The following is a 23,572-nucleotide window of genomic DNA, read 5'->3' as shown; positions in this document are numbered from 1 at the left end:
CAGTTAGCGCCCACCTGCCCAGGACCGTCGCCGATGCCCGAACTGCTGCTCGATAACCTGCGCCTGGTGCTGCCCGACCGGGTCGTGTCCGGCCACCTGCTGATCGCCGACGGCACCATCCGCGCCATCGGCGAAGGTCGCAGCGCCTCACCGGCCGCGCTCGACTGCGAAGGCGATTACCTGTTGCCGGGCCTGGTCGAGTTGCACACCGACAACCTCGAAAAACATCTGCTGCCGCGCCCGGGCGCGCATTGGCCGGCCGCGGCGGCGCTGCGCGCCCACGACGCGCAATTGCTCGCCGCCGGCATCACCACCGCGCTCAATGCCATCTCGGTCGGCGAAGAGGACGCCGAGGAAGCGGTCGATCCCGCGCAGGTACTGGCCGCGCTGGAGGCCGCGCGCGAAGACGGCGGCCTGCGCATCGAACACGCCGTGCACCTGCGCTGCGAACTGCCCTGCCCCGACCTGCCGCAGCGTCTGCAGCCGTTGCTCGGCGCGACCGAACTGCGCCTGCTGTCGCTGATGGATCACACGCCCGGCCAGCGCCAGTTCCACGACCTGGAGCGTTACCGCAGCTACAGCGCGCGCCATGGCAATGCCCGCGACGACGCAGGATTCGGCGCGCGCGTACGGCAGCTGCAGCGACTACAGCGCCAACATGCCGACACGCATCGACAGGCGGTGATCGCGTTCGCGCGCGAACTCGGCCTACCGTTGGCCAGCCACGACGATTCGGAACTCAGCCACGTGGTCGAAGCGGTCGAGGCCGGCGCCTGCATCGCCGAATTCCCGGTCAACCTGGCCACCGCGGTCGCCGCGCGCGCGGCCGGGCTGCGGGTACTGGCCGGCGCGCCGAATCTGGTGCGCGGCGGTTCGCACAGCGGCAATGTCGCCGCCGCCGACCTGGCCCGCGCCGGTGCGCTCGACGCACTGTCCTCGGACTATGTCCCGGGCAGTCTGCTGCTCGCCGCGTTCCAACTCGGCGCCTGGGACGGGATCGGCCTGGCGCACGCGGTGGCGATGGTCACGCGCACCCCGGCGCAGGCGATCGGCTATCGCGACCGCGGCGAACTCGCGGTCGGCCTGCGCGCCGACCTGCTGCGCGTGCGCGTCGTCCGCGACCTGCCGCGCATCGAATCGGTCTGGGTCGGCGGCGAACGCCGTTACTGAGCCCATCGAAGTCCAAGCCCCTTTCGACGCTCCCAAGACGATTCCACTCTTTAGCCAAAGGGGCCAGCGGGATTTGTTCCGCTTCCAGGATCATCTCCATCCGACGCAAATCCCCCGCGCCAGCAGACGTCGCCGGCACTCCGACCACGCAAGGCGCAGCCCCTCTACAAAGGGCGCCAACTATCACGGCAGCGCCGCACAACGCCCGATCGCCAGCTGAATCCGCGATCCGTCACGAGCGACTAGACAGGTCGCTCGCGCAGTCCGCACCGAACGCCGAAGCCTTCATATCGCGCCGTTGTAATGCCGCCATCACGCCGCAACCGTGGCGCGCATTCCAAGAGACCCGCATGAACACCCCGATCCGTACTCCCCTGGCGCTGGCCCTGCTCGCCGCGCTGTCGTTGACCGCGCAAACGCAGGCTGCGACTCCGCTGACCGCCAATGTCGATGCCGCCGTCGATACCGGCGCCCAGACCGGCACGGCGACCGCGGCAGCTGCCGGCGCGCCGCGCGACGACGCCGCGACCCTGGACACGATCTCGGTGATCGGCAGCCGCGAGACCCGCCAGGTCCAACGCATCGGCAAGGTCGAACTGCAGGCCACCGCACTCGGCACCAACCCGGTGAAGGTGCTGGAAAAACTGCCGGGCGTGCATTTCGTCTCCTCCGACCCCTGGGGCAGTTACGAATGGTCGAACCGCATCGCCATCCGCGGCTTCGCCCAGAATCAGCTCGGCTATGCGCTCGACGACCTGCCGCTCGGCGACAACAGCTACGCCAACAACAACGGCCTGTCGCCGAACCGCGCGATCCTGCCGGAAAACATCGCCGAACTTGAACTGGCGCAAGGCGCCGGCGCGCTGCGCATTCCCTCGACCAGCAACCTCGGCGGCGCGCTATTGCTGCATTCCAGCGATCCGGAAAACGAATTCGGCGCGCGCGCCAACCTGGCCTATGGCGACAACGCCACCCTGCGCGCCTTCATGCGCATCGACACCGGCGAGCACAACGGCTTCAGCGCCTACGTCTCCGGCATGCACAGCCAGGCCGACCGCTGGAAGGGCGCGGGCGTGCAGGAGCAAGAGCAGTTCAACGGCAAGGCCGTCTACCAGTGGGACAACGGCCGCATCGCCGCATGGCTGTCGACCTCGCGCCGCAACGAGACCGACGACCCGGACCTGTCGTTGGACCTGATCCGCCGCTGCGGCTACGGCTGGGACAACTACGCGCCGGACTGGCAGCGCGCACTGGCCGCGGCCCAGGGCCGCTTCAGCGGCTGCGTGACGAGCAAGGACGACGCTTATTACCTCGCGCGCGGCCTGCGCAACGACGACCTCGCCAGCCTGTCGGGCGAGTTCTTTCTCAGCGACGCCCTGCGCTTGAACGCCACCGCCTACTACCACCGCAACGAAGGCCAGGGCCACTGGTTCACCCCGCATATCGCCTCGCCGACGATCCCGATGGCCCTGCGCATCACCAGCTACGACATCGAGCGCAGCGGCATCAACGCGCGCCTGGCCTACGAGATCGGCCAACACACCATCGAAGGCGGCGTCTGGTTCGAAGACAGCGTGCACGGCGCCGGCCGCAGCTTCGTCCACATCGACCGGCCGATCGACGACCAGCGTTTCTTCGAGCCGAAGGAATTCGCCCAGCGCCTGTTCCGCCAGCGCTTCGATACCCGCACCCGCCAGTGGTTCCTGCAGGACACGATGCGTCTGTTCGACGAACGCCTGACCGTCAACCTCGGCTTCAAGGGCCAGGACGTGGTCAGCGACGGCACCGTCGTCGTGGCCGGCCGTGCCGGCGGTCGTTTGAAGACGCGCGACAACTTCCTGCCGCAGATCGGCGCGTCCTGGCAGCTCAGCGAGCACAGCGACGTGTTCGCCAACTACGCCGAAAACCAGGCGGCGTTCCGGCCCGGCGTCAACGGCGCCTGGTCGCTGACCCAGGCCGCGTTCGACCTCAGCCGCGTCAACGCCAAGCCCGAGCAGTCCCAGACCCTGGAACTGGGCTGGCGCTACGGCGACGATCGTTACCAGCTGTCAACCACCGTGTACGGCGTGAACTTCGACGACCGGCAACTGGTGATCGTGCCCTGCCCCGGCGTGGTCAGTTGCCCGAACCAGTTCGCCAACGTCGGCAAGGCGCGCACGCTCGGCGGCGAGTTCGCCTTCGTCTGGACGCCGACCGAACGCCTGCGCTGGCTCGCCAGCTATGCCTACAACGATTCGCAGTACCGCTCCAACTACACGACCAGCGGCAAGGTGGTGGAGGTGCGCGGTAAGCAGATGGTGGATACGCCGAAGACCCTGCTCGCGACCGAACTCAGCTACGGCCTGGGCGATGTCGAGTTGCGCCTCGGCGGCAAGTACACCGGCAAGCGCTATTACACCTACAGCAACGATGCCGGCACCGACGCGTTCTGGCTGTGGGATGCGGGCGTGAGCTGGCAGCGCAAGGACATCGGCCAGATCAAATCGCTGCGCGTGGGCTTGAACGTCTACAACCTGTTCGACAAGACCTATGTCGCCACGCTCGGCAGCAACGGCTTCCGCGACTACGACCCGAAGGGCACGTTCCAGACCTTGCTGACCGGCGCACCGCGGCAGTGGTTCGTGTCGGTGGATGCGAAGTTCTGAGGTTCGAGCGAGGAGTCGCCGGCCACTAAGGCCGGCGACCATTGGGTCGCGCCGCGAGCGGCCGGGCGCGTGCTCCTGGCCCCGGCCCTGTTCCGCCAGCGGGAGAGCGAGACCGGCCGAAAGCTGGGGCAGGAGCAGCGTCCTACTGGATTTCCTTCGGTCACCCGCCGCGACCGCGCCCTCGCCGATCGCCGCCCCCTCCAGGCTCGCCACCGACGCCCCGTCATTGGCACATTCCCGCAGCGCTCATCCCCCCAACCGCCAGATCGCGCACCCGGCGAATCGCTTAAAATGCCGGCCTGTCTCGACCTGATGGCCTGTAATGTCCCAGCCGCTTCCCCGGATCGCCGTCCTCGCATCGGGCCGCGGCAGCAATCTGCAGGCCGTGCTCGACGCCATCGCCGCCGGTCGGCTCGCCGCCGAAGTGGTCGGGGTGTTCTCCGACAAGCCCGGCGCGGCTGCCCTGGAGCGCGTGCCCGAGGGTTTGCGCTGGTCGGCTGCGGCCAAGGCCTACCCGAGCCGCGAGGCCTTCGACGCCGATCTCGCCGACGCCGTCGCCGCTTGCCGGCCCGACTGGGTCCTGTGCGCGGGTTATCTGCGCATCCTCGGCACGGCCTTCGTCGAGCGTTTCCGCGGCCGCACGATCAACATCCATCCCTCGCTGTTGCCGAAGTTCCGCGGCCTGCACACCCATGCACGCGCCCTCGCCGAGGGCGAGCGCGAACACGGCGCGAGCGTGCACTTCGTCATTCCCGAACTCGACGCCGGCGCGGTCATCGCCCAGGCGGTCGTCGCGATCGAAGCCGGCGATACGCCGGAAGCCCTGGCGCAGCGCGTGCTCGGGGTCGAACACCCGTTGTTGCTCGCGGTAATGAGACTGGCCGCCAGTGGCCGCCTGGCTGAACACGGCGCAACCGTCACCCTCGACGGTCATCCGCTATTTACGCCGCTGCGTTTAGATTTCGCCGGCGATCTGACCCACCCGGCCACCGGCCTCGCGGCCTGAACTCCGCGCCCGGGTACGGGTCGAAGGCGTTTCGCACACGCCGTCCACGCGCTGCACTCGAGCCCTTCCAGGATCTTCGCGTCGCCCATGAAGTCCCACCTGCCCCTGCTCTTGGCCGTGCTGATCGGCGCGGCCCTCCCCGGCAGCGCCTTCGCGCTGGAACCGTTCGTGGCCAATTACCAGGTCTTCAACAGCGGCAAAGCGCTCGGCGACGCGACCATGCAGGTCAAGCCCGAGGGCGGCCACTGGCGCATCGACCTGAACATCCATGCCGAACGCGGCATGATGGGCCTGGCCGGCGCCGCCGCCCAGCAAAGCACCTTGTTCGAGACCGCAGGCGGAGGCTATCGCCCGCTCAGCCAGACCATGGTGCGCAAGGTGCTGTTCTCCAAGCGCACGATCACCGGCGTCTACGACTGGAACAAGCGCAGCGCGCAGTGGAGCGGCGACGTCAAGGAACACCGGCGCAAGCCGATTCCGCTGGCCGACGGCGATATGAGCGGCCTGCTGATCAATCTCGCCGTGGTCCGAGACGCCCAACCCGGCAAGACCCTGAATTACCGCTTCGTGGATTCCGGCCGTGCCCGCCCCCATCAATACCTGGTGGCCCAGGAACTGGAAGGCGTCAAGGTCGACGACATGAGCTTCAACGCGATGCGCGTCAACCGCGTGCAGAGCGGCAACGAGGAAACCTCGATCTGGGTGGTCGACGGCGTTCCCACCCCGGTGCGCATCCTGCAACGCGAAAATGGCCAGGACACCTATGATCTGCGTCTGGTCGAATACAAAGGAGTCAACGAACAATGACGACCCAAACGAATAGTCGAATCCCCAAGATTCGTTTTGCTTTGCTCGCGGCCGCGCTGACCCTCGCCAGCGCTCCGGCGCTCGCGGTCAAGCCGTTCAGCGCCGACTATTCGGCCAGCTACATGGGCATGCAGGGCAACGGCCGCATGACCGTCGCCGCCGCCGGTGCGAACCGCTGGAAGTACAGCCTGGCGGTGACCAGCCCGCTGGCCAACCTGCAACAGTCGACCGTGTTCGAGGAAAAGGCCGGCCAGTTGCGCCCGATCAGCGGCAGCGACAGCAGCAAGGTGCTGACCAAGAACAAGAACAAGAACGCGACCTACGACTGGGCGCGCGGCGTCGCCACCTGGACCGGCGACGTCAAGCCCGACCGCGCCGGCCCGATCAAGCTGGAGACCGGCGATCTGGATGCGTTGTTGATCAACCTGGCGTTGGTGCGCGACGCGCCCGCCGGCAAACCGATGAGCTACCGCATGGTCGAAGACGGACGAGTCAAGCAATTGACCTATACCGTCGAAGGCAAGGAAGCGATCACCGTCGGCGGCAAGTCGCAGCAGGCGACCAAGCTGGTCAGCAAGAACGGCGACAAGGAAACCATCGCCTGGGTCGTCCCCGGCATGCCGGTGCCCGCGCGCATCCTGCAACGCGACAAGGGCGCCGACGCGATCGACCTGCGCGTGCAATCGGTGCGCTGAGGCCTTCGGCCACGCTCGCATCGCTAAGCTGCGATGCACGAAAAAGCCCCGCTTCGGCGGGGCTTTTTTGTTGCCATGGCGATTCGGCCGGGACGACATCGAAACCCTCGGCAATCCTTCCGCAGAGGGATTCCGCCTTCGCGCAGCGGCCTGGGGACTTGCTCTGCTTTGCCACGGCAAGCTTTCGCCGAACCAAGAGCAAATCCCCCGCGCCAGTCACTGACGAATCGACTTCATGCGACGCAAGGCGCAGCCCCCTTCTGCAAAGGGGGCGAACTCAAAGGGGGCGAACTATCGTGGCTGCATCGAGAGAGTTTCGTTGGTGCAGACGCTTCAAGGCGCATCGTCGCAGCGAACAGCCGCCGCGCCCCGCTGTTACCCCCTTTGGAAAAGGGGGCTTGGGGGGATTTGCTCTTACTTCACGGATCGACGCAAATCCCCGCGCCAGCCAGTTTCACCGGCACCCGCGCCATGCAAGGCGCAGCCCCCTTTGCAAAGGGGGCGAATTTCAAAGGGAGCGAACGACCAAGGCCGTATCGAGAAACGCCCGCTTACACCCGGCGGATCTTCGCGCCCAGCTTGGACAGCTTGGCTTCGATGTTTTCGTAGCCGCGGTCGAGGTGGTAGATGCGGTCGATCGTGGTTTCGCCCTGCGCCACCAGGCCGGCCAAGATCAACGACGCGGACGCGCGCAGGTCGGTCGCCATCACCGGCGCGCCGCTGAGCTTGGGCACGCCGCGTATCACCGCGGTGTGGCCGTCGACGCGGATGTCGGCGCCCAGGCGCAGCAGTTCGTTGACGTGCATGAAGCGGTTTTCGAAGATCGTCTCGTTGATCACGCCCACACCTTCGGCCACGCAGTTGAGCGCCATGAATTGCGCCTGCATGTCGGTCGGGAACGCCGGGTACGGCGCGGTCACCATGTCGATGGCGCGGGCGCGACGGCCGCCCATGTCGAGGGTGATGCGGTCGCCGTCGACTTCGATCTGGGCGCCGGCATCGCGCAATTTGTCGAGCACCGAATCGAGCGTGTCGGCACGGCTGTGGGTGACGGTGACGCGGCCGCCGGTCATCGCCGCGGCGACCAGGAAGGTGCCGGTTTCGATGCGGTCGGGCAGCACGTCGTGGCTGCCGCCATGCAGTTTTTCGACGCCATGAACGACGATCCGGCCGCTGCCGGCGTTCTCGACGCGCGCGCCCAGGGCGTTGAGGCAGTCGGCCAGGTCGACGATCTCGGGCTCCATCGCGGCGTTTTCGAGCACGCTGGTGCCCTCGGCGAGCACCGCGGCCATCAGCACGTTCTCGGTGCCGGTGACGGTGACCACGTCGAAGACGAAACGCGCGCCCTTCAGACGGCCCTTACGCTGCGCCTTGATGTAGCCGTTCTCGACGGTGATCTCGGCGCCGAGCGCCTGCAGGCCCTTGATGTGCTGGTCGACCGGGCGCGAACCGATCGCGCAACCGCCCGGCAGCGAGACTTCGGCTTCGCCGTACTTGGCCAGCAGCGGGCCGAGCACCAGCACCGAGGCGCGCATGGTCTTGACCAGCTCGTACGGCGCGACATGGCTGTTGACCGTGGTCGGGTCGACCGTGATCGTCGCGCCTTCGCTGCGCACGCCGGCACCGAGCTCGCCGAGCAGCTTGGCGGTGGTCAGCACGTCGTGCAGTTGCGGCACGTTGCGGATCGTCACCGGCGCGTCGGCCAGCAAGGTCGCGCACAGGATCGGCAACACGGCGTTCTTGGCGCCGGAAATCTGGACTTCGCCATTGAGCGGCTGCCCGCCTTCGACCACGATTTTTTGCATTTAGGGAGCCGGGTATAGGAAATGAAGAATCAACAATGGTAAGAGCAGACGGCCGGGGACGGGTGAGGTCTCGGTGAAGTGCCGCCTGGGGCAGGTCGCAGGTGCGGCGCGGGCTCGCTGGCGAGCGCTCGCCGCGCGGCCGCTTCAGCGATTGCCGGCCTCTTCGGGGGTCAGGGTCTTCAGCGCCAGGGCGTGGATCTCGCCGCCCATGCGCTCGCCCAGGGTCGAATAGACCAGGCGGTGGCGCGCCAGCGGCAGCTTGCCGCGGAACGCCTCGGCGATGACGGTGGCCTCGAAGTGGACGCCGTCGTCGCCGCTCACTTGCGCTTGCGCGCCGGGCAGGCCTTGTTCGATCAGGGAGCGGATGGTTTCGGCGTTCACTACTCGAGCCTCTGGGTGATGCGGCCCGCCGTGCGGGCCGAGGGATGAAGCGGCAATGCGGACGACGCAGACGCGCTGCGTGCGCCGGAAGCCGGCTGAATGCGGGGTGGCCGCCGCCCGGGACGGATCCTTGCCTGACAGGATCTGCCGCGCGGGACGGCGCTGGGCGGACGAACCGCTTAGAATTGACGGATTAGCCTAGCGGAAAGCCCTCCGGTCCGAAATGGCGACCTTCGAAACGGCCACTCTATGACCAGCACCGCACGCCCCGCCCTCGATCCCGCCTTCCTGCAATCGCCCGCGGCGCAGGCCGGTCTGGCCCAGAGCGGCCGCCGCGTGTTCGAGATCGAGGCCCAGGCGCTGGCTGCCGTCGCGGCCCGGATCGACGGCGATTTCACCGCCGCCTGCACCCTGGTCCTGGCCGCGCGCGGCCGGGTCGTCTGCACCGGCATGGGCAAGTCCGGCCATATCGCCCGCAAGATCGCCGCGACCCTGGCCTCGACCGGCACCCCGGCCTTCTACGTCCACCCCGGCGAAGCCGGCCACGGCGACCTGGGCATGATCACCGACGCCGACGTGGTCCTGGCCCTGTCCTACTCGGGCGAAAGCGACGAGGTGCTGATGCTGCTGCCGGTGCTCAAGCGCCAGGGCAACCGCCTGATCGCGATGACCGGCCGGCCGCAGTCCACCCTGGCGCGCGAAGCCGACGTGCACCTCGACGTCAGCGTGCCGGCCGAAGCCTGCCCGCTCGACCTGGCGCCGACCTCCAGCACCACCGCCTCGCTGGCGATGGGCGACGCGCTCGCGGTCGCACTGCTCGAGGCGCGCGGCTTCACCGCCGACGACTTCGCCCGCTCGCACCCGGCCGGCGCATTGGGCCGCCGCTTGCTGCTGCACATCACCGACATCATGCACGCCGGCGACGAGGTGCCGCGGGTCCATGCCGACGCCAGCATCAGCGAGGCCCTGGTCGAGATGAGCCACAAGCGCCTGGGCATGACCGCCATCGTCGACGACGCCGGCCGCCTGATCGGTCTGTACACCGACGGCGACTTGCGCCGCACCCTCGACGACGCCGGCGTGGACCTGCGTTCGACCCGCATCGCCGAGGTCATGACGCGCTCGCCCAAGACCATCGGCGCCGACGCGCTCGCGGTCGAGGCGGCGCAGCTCATGGAAACCCACAAGATCAGCGGCCTGCTGGTCGTGGACACTGAACGCCGCGTAGTCGGCGCTCTCAATATTCACGACTTGTTGCGTGCGAGAGTGGTTTAACGGCCGGGAATGGAGAATCGAGAATAGGGAATCGCAAAGCGGTTCCTCGCGATTCCCACCCCATTCGGTGCAGACGATTCCCTATTCCCCATTCTCGATTCCCGATCCCGTGCCCTACAGCCACCTCAACGATTACCCCGCTGAAATCCGCGAACGCGCCGCCCGCATCCGGCTGGCCTGCTTCGACGTGGACGGCACGCTGACCGACGGCCGGCTCACCTACGACAGCGAAGGGCGCGAGCTCAAGAGCTTCCATGTGCAGGACGGCCAGGGCCTGTCGCTGCTCGGCAAATTCGGCATCGCCGTGCATTTCGTCACCGCCCGCGGCGGCGTCATCGCCGCCCAGCGCGCGGCCGAGCTCGGCGCCACCGCCCACGGCGACGTCGCCGACAAGCTCGCCTGCGTGCAGCAGATCGCCGCCGGCCTGGGGCTGTCGCTGGACCAGGTCGCTTTCATGGGCGACGACCTCGCCGACCTCAAGATCCTGCCCCACGTCGGCCTGTCGGTCGCCCCCGGCAACGCCCACCCCTGGGTGCGCGAGCGCGTGCATTGGCGCACCGTGGCGCGCGGCGGCGAAGGCGCGGCACGCGAACTGTGCGATCTGCTGCTCGGCGCGCAAGGCCATGCCGAGCGCGTGCTGACAGGTGCGCTCGGATGAGCTGGCGCGGCATGCTGACTCTGATCCTGATGGCCGCCGCGGCGCTGAGCGGCTGGGCGCTGTGGTCGCAACGCGACAAGAACGGCGGCGACGGCCGCGCCGAGGCGCGCCCGGACTACGTGCTCAACCAGTTCGAGGCGGTCGTGCTCAACAAGGAGGGCAAGGAATCGTTCACCTTGCGCGCACCCAAGCTGACCCGCGACCCGAACGAAAAAACCCTGGACGTCACCACCCCGCTGTTCCTGATTCCGCCGAAGGCCGGCGGCAACGGCGGGCCGTGGGAAGTGCGCTCGCAGCGCGGCTGGGTCAGCGCCGAGGGCGACGAGGTGCGTTTACGCGGCCAGGTCAAGGCCGACAGCACCAATGCCGCCGGCAAAGCGATCAATATCTCGACCGAGGAACTGAACGTGTTCCCCGACACGAACAAGGCCACGTCGGCCGTTCCGGTCAGGTTGATTCAGCCCGGCACTATAATGACGGGCTCGGGACTGCAGGCCGATCTCGAAACCAAGAACGTCACCATCCCCAACGTCAAGGTCCGCTATGAAGCGAAAGCCCGCTAACTTGCCGGCGCTGTGCCTGGTCGCCCTTCTGCTGGCGCCGGCGGCCGCGCTCGCGCGCTCTTCGGACCGCAACCAGCCCATGGATGCCGGCGCCAACAGCAGCAATTGCTCGATCAGCAACGATTCCGGTCCTTGCGTGCTCATCGGCGACGTCAAGATCACCCAAGGCACCTTGATCATCAATGCCGCCAAGGCCGACATCAAGCGCGCCGGCGGCGAACCCAGCTTCGTCACCCTGACCGGCTCGCAGGCCACGCTGAAGCAGGAGCTCGACGACGGTTCGCCGTTCAACGGCCGCGCCAACAAGATCGAATACGACATGCCGAAGGACACCATCGTCCTGACCGGCAACGCCTACGTCGACAAGAACGGCGACACCATCAAGAGCGAACGCATCGTCTACAACTCCAAGACCGGCCAGATCGAGAGCGGCGGCACCGGCGGTCGCGTCAACATTCGCATGCTGCCCAAGAGCAAGACCGCCGCGCCGGCCAAGGGAGGCGGCTGATGCTGGTCGCACAAGGCCTGCGCAAGGCCTACCGCTCGCGCGAAGTGGTGCGCGACTTCGGCCTCACCCTCGATGCGGGCGAAGTGGTCGGCCTGCTCGGCCCCAACGGCGCCGGCAAGACCACCTGCTTCTACATGATCGTCGGCCTGGTCCCGGCCGATGCCGGCCAGATCGTCCTCGACGGCAAGGACATCACCTCCGAGCCGATGTACGCCCGCGCCAAGTACGGCGTCGGCTACCTGCCGCAGGAACCCTCGGTGTTCCGCAAGCTCAGCGTCGCCGACAACCTGCGCCTGGTGCTGGAACTGCGCGACGACCTCGACCGCGCCGGCATCGAGCGCGAGTTGGCCAGCCTGATGGACGAACTGCAGGTGACCCACGTCGCCGAGCAGCTCGGCGCCAGCCTGTCCGGCGGCGAGCGCCGCCGGGTCGAGATCGCCCGCGCCCTGGCCGCCCGCCCGCGTCTGATGCTGCTGGACGAACCCTTCGCCGGCGTCGACCCCATTTCGGTCGGCGAGATCCAGCGAATCGTGCGCCATCTCAAGAATCGCGGCATCGGAGTGTTGATCACTGACCATAACGTCCGTGAAACCTTGGGCATTTGCGACCGGGCGTATATCCTGAACGACGGTGGCGTGCTCGCGCAGGGGGCTCCGGACGCGCTGCTGGCCAATCCCGATGTCCGCCGTGTCTATCTGGGTGAGCAGTTCCGTCTGTAACCTAGCGGTTGCCGGGCGCGGACGGCGCCCACGACGCGCGGCCCGGGCCGACAGCCATCTCAGGTCGCGTTAGCAATCGATGATGAAGCCCCGCCTCCAAGCCTCGCTCGGACAACAGTTGGTGATGACGCCGCAATTGCGGCAGGCGATTCGCCTGCTGCAGTTGTCGGCTGTCGAACTGGAAGCCGAACTGGCTACCGCGATCGAGAGCAATCCGCTGCTCGACTGGACCGACCCGTCCGCGGTCAACGAAGACGAACCGCGTCCGCCGCCGAGCACCGAGGAAGGCGCCGAAGCGCCGACCGCCGAGCCCGAATGGACCATGGACGACGGCGAGACCTGGTACGAACGGGTCGGCCCCTCCGACCACGGCGATGAAGACTCGCCCGCGGCCGAACAGGTCGCCGAGGCCGAGACCCTGCACGACCATCTGCTGTGGCAACTGCACCTCAGCCCGCTGTCGCAGCGCGACCGCAGCATCGGCGTGGCCCTGATCGAGGCGATCGACGACGACGGCTACCTGCGCGAAAGCCTGGCCGCGATCGTCGAGTCGCTGGCGATGGGCGCCAGCGAAGAAGAAGTCGCGACCGTGCTGCACCAGGTGCAGCGCTTCGACCCGGTCGGCTCCGGCGCGCGCTCGCTCAGCGAGTGCCTGAGCCTGCAGCTCAACACCTTGTCCGACGACACCCCGGGCAAGGCCCTGGCCCTGGTGATCGCCGGCGAGCCGCTGGAACGTCTGCCGCGGATCGGCGCGGCCGGCCTGGCCAGCGAACTCAAGCGCGACATCGCCGAGGTCGAGACCGCGGTGCAGTTGCTGCGCTCGCTCGATCCGCGCCCCGGCGCGCAGATGGGCGCGATCTCCACCGACACCTATGTCACCCCCGACGTGGTGATCTGGCGCCAGAACGGCCTGTGGCGCGTGGCCCTGTCGGAAGCGATGCGTCCGCGCATCTCGATCCATCGCGGCTACGAAAGCATGATCCGCCACGCCAACGCCTCCGACGCCAGCTATCTGCGCGGCCATCTGCAGGAAGCGCGCTGGCTGCTCAAGAGCCTGGAAGCGCGCGGCGACACCTTGCTCAAGGTCGCGCGCTGCCTGCTCAAGCAACAGGCCGGTTTCCTCGAGTTCGGCGACAGCGCGCTGCGCCCGCTGACCCTGCGCGAGGTCGCCACCGAAGTCGGCCTGCACGAATCCACGGTCTCGCGCGCGATCGCCCGCAAGTACGCGCGCACCCCGCGCGGGACCATGCCGCTGCGAGCTTTCTTCGCCTCCGGCATCGACACCGGCTCCGGCGGCGAGGCCTCCAGCACCGCGATCCAGGCCATGATCCGGCGCCTGATCGAGGCCGAGAACCCGCGCAAACCCTTGTCCGACGCGCGCCTGGCCGAAACCCTCAAGGCCACCGGCGTGCCGGTCGCACGCCGCACCGTGGCCAAGTACCGCGAGGCGATGAGCATCCCCTCGTCGCAGGAACGCGTGCGCATGGGCTGAAGCCCGCCAAATTCCGCAAAATCGCCGGATTTCGGCCTCTATTCCCCATCAAATCAGTGACTTAACAATGGCCTACGACCATTGTTGCGGTCTTGCCACTTGCACCTGGAACTGAGCGTGAGATGCTGGAATCCCTGGCCCCGGCCAGGGCGTCAATCAGGCCCCGGAGCCGTCGACGACCGACGGTCCGGAGCCCAGTCTGCATTCTCCCGCGACGTGAAGGAGGTCTCCGATGCGTATCGAAACCCACGGCCAGCAACTGGAAGTCACTGCAGCCCTGCGTGACTATGTGGAAACCAAGCTGGCCCGTCTGCAACGCCATTTCGACCAACCCTTCGACGTGCGTACCCAGCTCAGTCTCGACAAGCCCGACCATCGCGCCGAGGCCACCGTTCTCATCGCCGGCCGTACCCTGCACTGCGACGCCGCCGCCATCGACATGTACGCCGCCATCGATCTGCTCGCCGACAAGCTCGACCGCCTGCTGATGAAGCACAAGAGCAAGCAAGTCGACCATCACCGTGGCGAAAGCCTCGCACGCAATGGCGAATTCGTAGGCTGAACCCGGCCCCCGGGACCCGGTCATCGATCCAGACACGCTGTCATGCCGCTTTATGAATTACTGAGTGCGGAACGGGTCGCGATCGTGGTCGAACCCGGCGATCGCAATACCGTGCTCGATGTCGCCGCACGCATGCTCTGCGACGGCAATGCCTCCACTGCGTTCGCCCTGCGCGCAAGCCTGGGCGAACGCGAACGCCTCGCCAGCACCGCCATCGGCCACGGCGTCGCCATTCCGCACGCGCGCACGCCCTTGTTCGAAAACAGCCGCGGCGCCTTTCTCAGATTGGCCCAGCCGATCGATTTCGGCGCCATCGACGGGCGCCCGGTCGACCTGGTCCTGGCCATGGCCATTCCCGAGCACCACGTCCAACAACATCTGCAGTTGCTGGCGGAACTGGCCGAACGCTTCGCCGACAGCGGCTTTCTCGAGCGATTGCGCACTGCGCCGAACGTCGCCGAGCTGAGCTATCGCCTGCTCGATCACGTTCGCCGCAGCGCGGCCTGAGCCGTGCCGTTCTGAGCTGTGGCGATTCGAGGCGTACGGATCTGAGACGTACCGATCCCAGCCCCGCTCGTTCCCCGAGCCGCTGAGCCGGCCTATCGGCTCGCCCGCCCCATCTGCTTCACACCGCGCCGCGGACGCGACCGGGTCCGCACCGATGCGGACACTGCCATCGCTTTGCTCGTAAACTTCCGCCCATGAGCAAGAGCATCCGTGCAGGCGAACTGTTCGAACAGCAGCGCGAGCGCCTCGCCCTGCGCTGGGTGGCCGGCCAACGCGGCGACGGCCGCCTGGTCGAAGCGGTCAATACGGTCGCGCGGCGCCCGTCGCTGGCCGGCTATCTCAATGCGATCTATCCGAACAAGGTGCAGATCCTCGGCACCGAAGAGCTGACCTGGCTCGACGGCCTGGACTCGCGCCTGCGCTGGGAAACGATCGAGAAGATCATCCAGTTCCGGCCCCTGGCCCTGGTCATCAGCAAGGACCAGCCCTGCCCCGAAGACCTGCGCATCGCCGCCGAGGAAACCGACACCCCGTTGTGGGTTTCGCCGCGCCGCGGCCACGAGTTGCTCAATCACCTGCAATACCATCTGGCGCGCGCGCTGGCGCCGCAGATCACCCTGCACGGGGTGTTCATGGAGATCTACTCGATCGGTGTGCTGATTACCGGCGAATCGGGATCGGGCAAGAGCGAACTGGCACTGGAACTGGTGACGCGCGGCCATCGCCTGGTCGCCGACGACGCGCCGGAATTCACCCAGATCGCGCCCGACGTGCTCGACGGCACCTGCCCCGACATGCTCCAGGACTTGCTCGAAGTGCGCGGCCTGGGCGTGCTGAACATCCGCCAGATGTTCGGCGACACCGCGGTCAAGAACAACAAATACCTGCGCCTGATCGTGCACCTGACCAAGCCGATGAGCGAACCGCTGCCGGCCGGCATGGAGCGCCTGACCGGCGACACCGGCATCCGCCGCGTACTCGATCTCGACGTGCCGATGATCACCCTGCCGGTCATGCCCGGCCGCAACCTCGCCGTGCTTACCGAAGCGGCGACGCGGCTGCACAGCCTGCGCATGAAAGGCCTCGACCCGGCCGCGGCCTTCATCGCCCGGCACAGCAACTTCCTGGAGCGCGGCGAATCGTGAGCAACTCCCCTTTCGAAACCGGCTCGACCGAGGCGAACGCTTTCACCCTGGTCATCGTCAGCGGCATGTCCGGCTCGGGCAAGTCGGTGGCGCTGAACACCTTCGAAGACCTGGGTTTCTACTGCGTCGACAACCTGCCGGCGGAGCTGCTGCCGCAGTTCGTGCAGAACGTGATCAAGGCCGAGGAAGGCATGCCGACCAAGCTCGCGGTCGGCATCGACGTGCGCAACCGCCACAGCGACCTGGCCAATATTCCCGAATGGCTGTCGGCCGTCGGCGCGCTCGGCGCCGACCCCAGGCTGGTGTTCTTCGAATCCAGCGACGGCGTGCTGCTCAAGCGTTACGCCGACACCCGCCGCCGCCACCCGCTGAGCCAGTTCGGCCTGGCCCTGGCCGATGCGATCTCGCTCGAACGCCAGGTGCTCAAGCCGCTGCGCCAGATCGCCGACGCGATCGTCGACACCAGCGAGCTCAACGTTCATCAGTTGCGCCGCCACGTCATCACCGAATTCGCGATGGGCGGCGACGCCGGCATGTCGCTGTTGTTCGAGTCCTTCGCCTATCGTCGCGGCGTGCCGGCCGACGCCGACTTCGTCTTCGATGCGCGCGGCCTGCCGAACCCGCACTGGAACCCGGCGCTGCGGCCCTTGTCGGGCCGCGACGGCGGCGTGCGCGATTACCTGGAAGCGCAGGCCGACGTGAACCTCTACGTCGAGCAGATCAGCCAGTTCCTCGACACCTGGTTGCCGCGCCTGCAAGCCGACAGCACGCGCAGCTACGCGACCATCGCCTTCGGCTGCACCGGCGGGCGCCATCGCTCGGTATACCTGGCCGAACGCATGGCCGAACACGCCCGCACCCGCGGCTGGAACGAAGTCGCCGTGCACCATCGCGAGCTCGACTGAGCCCTCCTTCGCCGCTCATCCAAATCCCGAACGCACCCCTCTTCTCGAGCGCGTTAACGCAGCCCTCTTTCACCCCCCTCTGCAAAGGGGGCAAGGGGGATTTGCTCGTAGGCACCGTCAAGCCTCTCACGCAGAGTAAATCCCCCGCGCCAGTCGCTTTCGACAGGCCTCTTACCACGCCGGGCGCCGCCCCCTTCTGCAAAGGGGGCGAATTGATGCATGCGCCTTGCAAAGCGGGGCTAACGCGTTCCCCCCTTTGAAAAAGGGGGGTTAGGGGGGATTTGCTTCTGAGCACCGTCAAGCCGCACACGCAAAACAAATCCCCCGCATCAACCGTCTTCGATTCGACTTCGTACCACGCAGGGCGCCGCCCCCGATCTGAACGCGCTCTGAGCCTCGCCCGCGACCGGCTTGGCGTCCTTACAAAATTTTCCCATTGCCGTGTCGCAACGCTTGCAAGCCTCGCCTTAGTTTCGGGCTGTGCCGGGCGCTGAGCGCTCCGGTGCGTGTGAATCCCCACGGAGCCACGACATGAAAGCCATGATCCGCCGCCTCGCGCCGATGCTGCTTGCGGTCGGTGCGCTCGCCTTGCCGCCGGCCGCAATGGCGCAGGCGCAACCCGCACCGCCGGGCGATGCGATGCAACGCACCGAGCCGCCGGTCAACGATCAACGCGGCCAGGCACCGATACCGCCACCGGCCGACACCACCGTACCGGCGAGTTTCGCCGACCTCGACCGCAACGGCGACAGCAAGATCAGCCGCGACGAGGCCGCGCTCGATGCGCGCCTCGCCGCGAACTTCGCCACGCACGATCACGACGGCGACGGCGCCTTGTCGCTGGCCGAATACCAGGCCGGCCATGGCCAGCGCGGCGGCGACAAATGACGCCGCCGCGTCCACTGCCGATCGCGCCCTCTCCTGACCGCCAAGGATCATCCGCCAAGGATCATCATGAATATCTTTACCACTCGCGCTCACCCGCGTGCGCTGGCCGCGGCCTTGAGCGCCCTGTTCGCCGCCGGCCTGCTTGGCGGTTGCAACAAGCCCGACCCGATGCCGATGGAATCGAGCGGGCCGGCCCCGGCCACGACCGATCCGGGGCCGGCGCCGCCCGCGAACGACCCGGCACCGGCAACCGCCACGCCGCCGGGGGACCTCCCGCCGGCGAACCTGCCGCCGCCGACCGACACCCCCAGCGACACCCCGCCGGTGCAGAACCCGCAACCGACGCCGACCGACCCGACCGGGCCGCCACCGCCGTCCGAGGACCGCGCACCGTCGATGCGGTGACGCGGCACCATCCGCAGCGCAGCGGGCCGTCACAGCACGGCCCGCCTGCGCTGTGATCCCGATCGGCCGCGGCGCCCCTCGATCACGCTTCCATCGCGCCCCGGGCGCCCCGCTCGCGGCACCGCTCGCCCCGCATTCGCCGCGGGCGGACTCGAAGAATCAAACAGTTGCCGGCCGCGTTCCGGCCCTCGACCCGGAGCGCCCGTCGCCCTGCCCGCGGACCGCCGCATTCGGCGCTTCCGGCTTGTCACTCCGCTCTGTTAAGTTGGAGGCATGTCCGTCGGCGTCCTTCTCATCACCCATTCCGGTATCGGCAGCGCACTCGTCGCGGTCGCCAACCGCCTGCTCAACCCCTTGCCGTTGCGCACCGAGGCGCTGGAGGTCCCGTTCGACGCCGACCCCGACGCTCTGCTGCCGCTCGCGAGCGCGGCGCTGCGCCGCGTCGACGACGGCGACGGCGTGCTGGTGTTGACCGATCTCTACGGCGCCTCGCCGAGCAACCTCGCCGCGCGCGTGTCGCGGCTGGGCACGCCGGTGCGGCGCGTGTCGGCCTTGAACCTGCCGATGCTGCTGCGGGTTATGAACTACTCGGAGCTGGAACTGGACCAACTGCCGGCGATCGCCGCCGCCGGCGCCCGCAACGGTGTAATCCTGGATGACGCCTGACCGCATGACGCGACTCGCAACGACGCGTAAGACCATTGCCTGAGGACCCCGACATGATCGAACGCGACCTGACTGTTTCCAACCGACTCGGCCTGCACGCCCGCGCCACCGCCAAACTGGTGCAGGTGCTGTCGGCCTTCCGCAGCAACGCCACGCTGACCGCCAAGGGCCGCGAGGTCAACGCCAAAAGCATCATGGGCGTGATGCTGCTCGCCGCCGGACAAGGCACCCACGTCAAACTGCGCGTCGAGGGCGAGGACGAAACCAATGCCGCCGACGCGGTGATCGCCCTGTTCGACCGCCGTTTCGACGAAGACAGCTGAGCCGGAGGCGCGCATGAGGCAGGAATTCCAGGGTCATGGGGCATCGCGCGGCAGCGCGCTCGGCCGCGCTCGCGTCCGCCTGCCGCATGCGCTGGAAGTCGCCGAGGAACGCATCGGCCACGATCAGGTCGAAGCCGAGCTGGCCCGCCTGCACGTCGCCATCGACACTGTCCGCAACGAAATGCATACCCTGCGCGACCGCCTGCACGGCGCGCTGGCGCACGAGGTCGGCGAGTTCCTCGACCTGCACACCCTGCTGCTCGACGACCCGGAACTGCTGCACGGCCTCGACGAACTGATCCGCAGCGGCCACTACGCCGCCGACTACGCCCTGCGCCTGCAGCGCGACCGCATCGCCTCGGTGTTCGAGGCCATGGACGACGCCTACTTCCGCAGCCGCGTCGACGATATCGACCAGGTGATCGGGCGCATCCATGCGGCGCTGCATCGGCGCGATCACGATACCTCGGGGGTAGCCGGCGAGATCTTGGTCACCGACAACGTCGCCCCGGCCGAACTGGCGCAGTTGCAGGCCCAGGGGGTGATGGCGATCGTCACCGCCGCCGGCAGCACCCTGTCGCACAGCGCCATCCTCGCCCGCAGCCTGCACCTGCCGCTGGTGGTCGGCACCGCCCAGGCGCTGCTCAAGATCAACGATGGCGACGCCCTGGTCGTCGACGGCGCCACCGGCACCGTGATCCTCGAACCCAATGCCGAGGACCTGCGCAGCCACCGCACCCGCACCCGCGAACTCGCCCGCGAACGCAAGCAGCTGCACCGCCTGCGCCGCGAGCCGACCCGCACCCTCGACGGCGTCGACATCAAGCTCTACGCCAACGCCGAGTCGCGCGAAGACGTGGCCGAGGCGCATTCGCTCGGCGCCGCCGGCGTCGGCCTGTACCGCACCGAGTTCCTGTTCCTGCAGCGCAACGAACTGCCCGACGAAGACGAACAGTTCCGCGTCTACCGCGACGTCGTCCTCGGCATGACCGGCCGCATGGTCACCATCCGCACCCTCGACCTCGGCGCCGACAAGGCCGACAAGACCGGCCTGGCCCTGCGCGACGAGCCCAATCCGGCGCTCGGCGTGCGCGGCGTGCGCCTGTCGCTGGCCCGCGACGGCCTGCTCGAAACCCAGTTGCGCGCGATCCTGCGCGCCTCCGGCTACGGCCCGGTGCGGATCCTGGTGCCGATGGTCAGCTCGGCCGAAGAGATGCGCCGTGTGCGCGAGCTGTTGAACCGCGTCGCCGCCGACCTGCGCCGGCAGGGGCAGGAGATCGCCGACAACGTGCCGCTCGGCGCCATGATCGAAGTACCGGCCGCGGCCATCGCGCTGCCCGGCTACATCAACACCATCGACTTCCTGTCGATCGGCACCAACGACCTGGTCCAGTACCTGCTCGCGGTCGATCGCAACAACGAAGCGCTGAGCGAGCTCTACACGCCGCTGCATCCGGCGGTGCTGCGGGTGATCCGCGACGTGATCCGCCTGGCCCAGGCGCGCGGCAAGCCGGTCGCTGTGTGCGGCGAAATGGCCGGCGACGCCAACTTCGCGCCGCTGCTGCTGGCCCTGGGGCTGGAGGAATTCAGCCTGCACCCGGCGACCTTGCTGGAATTGCGCCGCGCGATCCGCTCGCTCGACCTCAGCGTGCTGCGCAAACGCGCACCGGCGCTGCTGCGGGCGCGCGACCGCGCCGGCATCGAGGCCTGGCTGCGCGGCTGATGCGCGCCTGACACGCAGCCGATATGCGGGCGCGGTCTGCGCGGCCTTGGCCCGGCGCCGCTGCGCCGCGTCGTTCATCTCCAGGCGCCGCAATCACGCCTTCTTCCGACGCAAGGCTGAAAGCTGGGCTTTGTAAGCTGCAGGGGCGATAATCGCCGCATGAACATCTGACCCTCGCCGGCTTCGTGGCCGCGTCCGTCACCCGCCAGGAAGTACCGTATGGCCGAAGCCGTCCGCCACGACAAAACCGCACGTCAGCTGCGCCTGCTCTCCGACGCGCTCGACAGCGGTCGTCTGGGGCCGGTGCGGCGCCTGGTCAACACCCTCTCCCCGGCCGAGATCGGCAACCTGCTCGAATCGCTGCCTCCGGGCAAGCGCGTGGTGGTGTGGGGCTTGGTCGATCCGGAAGACGACGGCGAGGTGCTGGTCCACGTCGGCGAGGAAGTGCGCGAAAGCCTGCTCGCGGACATGGACACCGACGAGATCGTCGCCGCGGTCGAAGACCTCGACATCGACGACTTGGCCGACCTGGTCGAAGACCTGCCCGATACCGTCATCGACGAAGTGCTCAAGTCGATGGACCGCGAGAACCGCGAGCGGCTCGAACAGGTCCTGTCGTATCCGGAAGACACCGCCGGCCGCCTGATGAACCCGGACGTGGTGACGGTGCGCGCCGACACCACCATCGACGTGGTGCTGCGCTACCTGCGCCTGCGCGGCGAACTGCCCGAACACACCGACCACCTCTACGTGGTCAGCCGGCGTCATCAGTACCTCGGCCGCATCGCCCTGGCCGCGCTGCTCACCCACGAGCCCGGCACCGCGATCAACAAGCTGATCGACGACGAACAGCCGGCGATCGACGTGGGCGAAACCGCCGCCGAAGTCGCGCGCCAATTCTCCGACCACGACTGGATCAGCGCCCCGGTCGTCGACGACAACAACATCCTGCTCGGCCGCATCACCATCGACGACGTCGTCGACATCATCCGCGAACAGGCCGAGCACCAGGCCTTGAGCGCGGCCGGCCTGGACGAGGACGAAGACTTGTTCAGCCCGGTCCGGCGCGCGTTCCGGCGCCGCCTGATCTGGCTGTCGATCAATCTGTGCACGGCCTTCCTGGCCGCCAGCGTGGTCGGCCAGTTCGAGGACAGCATCGCCAAGCTGGTCGCCCTGGCCGCACTGATGCCGATCGTCGCCGGCATGGGCGGCAACGCCGGCACCCAGGTGCTCGCGCTGATGATCCGCGGCCTCGCCCTGGGCCAGATCGGCGCCTCCAACGTCGGCGTGCTGCTGCGCAAGGAATTGATGGTCGCATTGATCAACGGCCTGGTGCTCGGCGTCGGCCTGGGCCTGATCGTGCTGGCGTGGTTCCGCCAGCCCGGCCTGTCGCTGGTGATCGGCGCCGCGTTGACCATCAACTTGCTGACCGCCGCCGCGGGCGGCGTGTTGGTGCCGATCACGCTCAAGCGGCTCGGTTTCGACCCGGCCCTCGCCGGCGGCGTGATGCTGACCACCCTCACCGACGTGATGGGCTTCCTGAGCTTCCTCGGCCTGGCGACGCTGATCTTGATTCATTGAAGCGGCCTACGCCAAAAGTTGCGCTGTCTTCTCCTTCCCTGTTCAACAACGCCCTCGCGCGGTGAATGGCGAGTTGACTGGTCAATCGACCGGTATGCAGGAATGCGATATCCAGACTTCGAGCGGCAATGGCTTATCCGGCGCGTCCTTCGGCAGGATCGTTGGCAACTTCAGCAACGGACAGCCCTTGGCGTTGAAAAAGGCGACGACCGATTGCTTCAAGCGCTCCGCATCCGGCTGATCGGAAGGTGAAAAGTACTTAATGTGGCTGGAGTAATCTTTCGCCACGCGCTCGGCGCCGGGTGCGTCGAAATGATCCTTGCCCAAATTCGCCCGCAGATCATTGATCAAATCCCTAGGCAATGCACCTCGGAACTGGATGTAGGTCAGACGCGATTGAACCAACTGCGGCGCAACCTTACCCAGCTCTGCAGTGGTATAGGTGAGCTTTTGCTTCAACTCCTTGCTAACGGTCGCACCTTCCTTGATGGCGCGGTCGCGGTCGCGAAAAGCCTGATCCCGTTCTTTCCTGGCGCTACCGGCTTCGGCATTGGCTCTGTCCCGAAGCGCTTCCGCCTCTCTGGCCTCCCTCTTGATGTTCTCCACGACCAGCTTGCCAGCCCGAAACTCCGAGTAGACGGCGACGCTGCCGATTACTCCCACGACGATGCCGGCAATGATCTTTAGCCATTCGGAGGCAATGCCGATACGCAACTGGCGCGGAGCATTGGCGATGTCGCATGCCATTTTTTTTGTTTCGACACGTACTTTCCTGATCTGAGCGAGCTTCAGCTGATCGTCCAGGCTAACAATCGTCATTGCTCCCCCTCCCCAATCTATCGAACAGCTGATGTTCTCTGAGAGCCGGGATCGATAATCACGGCGCTTCTAGCCGTTGGAACGCGGGGAGGCTGGAGCAGCGGCCATCTCTGGCCAGACCAAGGCAAGGCCCACGGGTTTCAACCCGAAGCCGTCCAGTCCCCGACCGTTCGCACCCAAGTCAAGTCGGACCGCGGAAAGACGGATCTACCACCCGATGCTTGAATCGCACACTGTTCGCCGCCGATGATGCTCCTGTCTATGGTGGAGAACGTCGATGCCGCATGGCCGTCCGCTTCGTCTTGCAGCCGCCTTGCTGATCGT

Annotated in this window: 24 protein-coding genes; 21 read left to right on the top strand and 3 right to left on the bottom strand. The window is 67.4% G+C overall.

The window, feature by feature from the left end:
* Window positions 1–33 precede the first annotated feature (33 nt).
* From ACKN61_RS07080 to ACKN61_RS07060, 5 genes are all read left to right on the top strand, one after another.
* Window positions 34–1,170, top strand: coding sequence for an alpha-D-ribose 1-methylphosphonate 5-triphosphate diphosphatase (locus tag ACKN61_RS07080; protein WP_408952887.1), 1,137 nt, complete (start codon window positions 34–36; stop codon window positions 1,168–1,170).
* 350 nt (window positions 1,171–1,520) lie between these two features.
* On the top strand, window positions 1,521–3,815 hold the full coding sequence (locus ACKN61_RS07075; protein WP_408952886.1) for a TonB-dependent receptor: 2,295 nt from the start codon (window positions 1,521–1,523) through the stop codon (window positions 3,813–3,815).
* A 322-nt stretch (window positions 3,816–4,137) separates the two neighbouring features.
* Window positions 4,138–4,821 carry a phosphoribosylglycinamide formyltransferase gene (gene purN / locus ACKN61_RS07070; protein WP_408952885.1) on the top strand — a complete coding sequence of 228 codons (684 nt, stop codon included), beginning with the start codon at window positions 4,138–4,140 and terminating at the stop codon, window positions 4,819–4,821.
* 87 nt (window positions 4,822–4,908) lie between these two features.
* On the top strand, window positions 4,909–5,628 hold the full coding sequence (locus ACKN61_RS07065; protein WP_408952884.1) for a DUF3108 domain-containing protein: 720 nt from the start codon (window positions 4,909–4,911) through the stop codon (window positions 5,626–5,628).
* Window positions 5,625–6,323 (top strand): DUF3108 domain-containing protein, encoded by a 699-nt coding sequence (locus tag ACKN61_RS07060; protein WP_408952883.1) that lies wholly within the window; start codon window positions 5,625–5,627, stop codon window positions 6,321–6,323. The genes ACKN61_RS07065 and ACKN61_RS07060 overlap by 4 nt, the downstream gene beginning before the upstream one ends.
* A 551-nt stretch (window positions 6,324–6,874) precedes the next feature.
* Here the strand turns inward: ACKN61_RS07060 and murA are convergent.
* Window positions 6,875–8,128, bottom strand: a complete 1,254-nt coding sequence (murA, locus tag ACKN61_RS07055) for a UDP-N-acetylglucosamine 1-carboxyvinyltransferase (protein ID WP_031370931.1) — start codon at window positions 8,126–8,128, stop codon at window positions 6,875–6,877.
* 144 nt (window positions 8,129–8,272) lie between these two features.
* Entirely contained in the window at window positions 8,273–8,509 is a 237-nt protein-coding gene (locus ACKN61_RS07050) for a BolA family protein (RefSeq protein ID WP_031370932.1), read from the bottom strand.
* 249 nt (window positions 8,510–8,758) lie between these two features.
* On the opposite strand from ACKN61_RS07050, the gene ACKN61_RS07045 reads away from it, so the two are divergent.
* The 16 genes from ACKN61_RS07045 to mgtE all read left to right on the top strand — a co-directional run bounded on the left by ACKN61_RS07045 (window position 8,759) and on the right by mgtE (window position 22,429).
* Window positions 8,759–9,784, top strand: a complete 1,026-nt coding sequence (locus tag ACKN61_RS07045; protein WP_408952882.1) for a KpsF/GutQ family sugar-phosphate isomerase — start codon at window positions 8,759–8,761, stop codon at window positions 9,782–9,784.
* 109 nt (window positions 9,785–9,893) lie between these two features.
* Entirely contained in the window at window positions 9,894–10,442 is a 549-nt protein-coding gene (locus tag ACKN61_RS07040; RefSeq protein ID WP_031370934.1) for an HAD family hydrolase, read from the top strand.
* Entirely contained in the window at window positions 10,439–11,005 is a 567-nt protein-coding gene (gene lptC, locus ACKN61_RS07035; protein WP_408952881.1) for an LPS export ABC transporter periplasmic protein LptC, read from the top strand. Before ACKN61_RS07040 ends, lptC begins: the two co-directional genes overlap by 4 nt.
* Window positions 10,986–11,513, top strand: a complete 528-nt coding sequence (gene lptA / locus ACKN61_RS07030; RefSeq protein WP_408952880.1) for a lipopolysaccharide transport periplasmic protein LptA — start codon at window positions 10,986–10,988, stop codon at window positions 11,511–11,513. Before lptC ends, lptA begins: the two co-directional genes overlap by 20 nt.
* Entirely contained in the window at window positions 11,513–12,232 is a 720-nt protein-coding gene (gene lptB, locus ACKN61_RS07025) for an LPS export ABC transporter ATP-binding protein (RefSeq protein WP_031370937.1), read from the top strand. The genes lptA and lptB overlap by 1 nt, the downstream gene beginning before the upstream one ends.
* Window positions 12,233–12,314: 82 nt before the next feature.
* Window positions 12,315–13,724, top strand: a complete 1,410-nt coding sequence (locus tag ACKN61_RS07020) for an RNA polymerase factor sigma-54 (protein ID WP_408952879.1) — start codon at window positions 12,315–12,317, stop codon at window positions 13,722–13,724.
* 232 nt (window positions 13,725–13,956) lie between these two features.
* Window positions 13,957–14,286 (top strand): ribosome hibernation-promoting factor, HPF/YfiA family, encoded by a 330-nt coding sequence (gene hpf / locus ACKN61_RS07015; RefSeq protein WP_031370939.1) that lies wholly within the window; start codon window positions 13,957–13,959, stop codon window positions 14,284–14,286.
* Window positions 14,287–14,328: 42 nt separating this feature from the next.
* Window positions 14,329–14,793, top strand: coding sequence for a PTS sugar transporter subunit IIA (locus ACKN61_RS07010; RefSeq protein ID WP_031370940.1), 465 nt, complete (start codon window positions 14,329–14,331; stop codon window positions 14,791–14,793).
* A 194-nt stretch (window positions 14,794–14,987) separates the two neighbouring features.
* Window positions 14,988–15,938, top strand: coding sequence for an HPr(Ser) kinase/phosphatase (hprK, locus tag ACKN61_RS07005; protein WP_031370941.1), 951 nt, complete (start codon window positions 14,988–14,990; stop codon window positions 15,936–15,938).
* Between the two features lie 65 nt (window positions 15,939–16,003).
* The gene (gene rapZ / locus ACKN61_RS07000; protein WP_051884552.1) at window positions 16,004–16,843 is read left to right on the top strand and encodes an RNase adapter RapZ; all 840 of its coding nucleotides are present in this window, start codon (window positions 16,004–16,006) and stop codon (window positions 16,841–16,843) included.
* A 531-nt stretch (window positions 16,844–17,374) separates the two neighbouring features.
* The gene (locus ACKN61_RS06995; protein ID WP_408952878.1) at window positions 17,375–17,731 is read left to right on the top strand and encodes a hypothetical protein; all 357 of its coding nucleotides are present in this window, start codon (window positions 17,375–17,377) and stop codon (window positions 17,729–17,731) included.
* A 66-nt stretch (window positions 17,732–17,797) separates the two neighbouring features.
* Window positions 17,798–18,136 carry a hypothetical protein gene (locus ACKN61_RS06990; RefSeq protein WP_408952877.1) on the top strand — a complete coding sequence of 113 codons (339 nt, stop codon included), beginning with the start codon at window positions 17,798–17,800 and terminating at the stop codon, window positions 18,134–18,136.
* Window positions 18,137–18,409: 273 nt separating this feature from the next.
* Window positions 18,410–18,802: a PTS sugar transporter subunit IIA gene (locus ACKN61_RS06985; protein WP_031370945.1), complete on the top strand. Its 393-nt coding sequence runs from the start codon at window positions 18,410–18,412 to the stop codon at window positions 18,800–18,802.
* 53 nt (window positions 18,803–18,855) lie between these two features.
* The gene (locus ACKN61_RS06980; protein WP_031370946.1) at window positions 18,856–19,125 is read left to right on the top strand and encodes an HPr family phosphocarrier protein; all 270 of its coding nucleotides are present in this window, start codon (window positions 18,856–18,858) and stop codon (window positions 19,123–19,125) included.
* A 13-nt stretch (window positions 19,126–19,138) separates the two neighbouring features.
* A complete protein-coding gene (gene ptsP, locus ACKN61_RS06975) occupies window positions 19,139–20,848 on the top strand; it encodes a phosphoenolpyruvate--protein phosphotransferase (RefSeq protein WP_408952876.1) in 1,710 nt (569 codons plus the stop codon).
* 219 nt (window positions 20,849–21,067) lie between these two features.
* Window positions 21,068–22,429, top strand: a complete 1,362-nt coding sequence (gene mgtE, locus ACKN61_RS06970) for a magnesium transporter (protein WP_031370948.1) — start codon at window positions 21,068–21,070, stop codon at window positions 22,427–22,429.
* A gap of 81 nt (window positions 22,430–22,510) precedes the next feature.
* Here the strand turns inward: mgtE and ACKN61_RS06965 are convergent, their stop codons facing one another.
* Entirely contained in the window at window positions 22,511–23,248 is a 738-nt protein-coding gene (locus ACKN61_RS06965) for a hypothetical protein (protein ID WP_408952875.1), read from the bottom strand.
* Window positions 23,249–23,572 lie beyond the last annotated feature (324 nt).

Source organism: Lysobacter sp. Hz25 (genome assembly GCF_046097045.1).
GTDB lineage: Bacteria > Pseudomonadota > Gammaproteobacteria > Xanthomonadales > Xanthomonadaceae > Lysobacter > Lysobacter antibioticus_B.
This window is presented reverse-complemented; position numbering and strand designations above follow the sequence as displayed.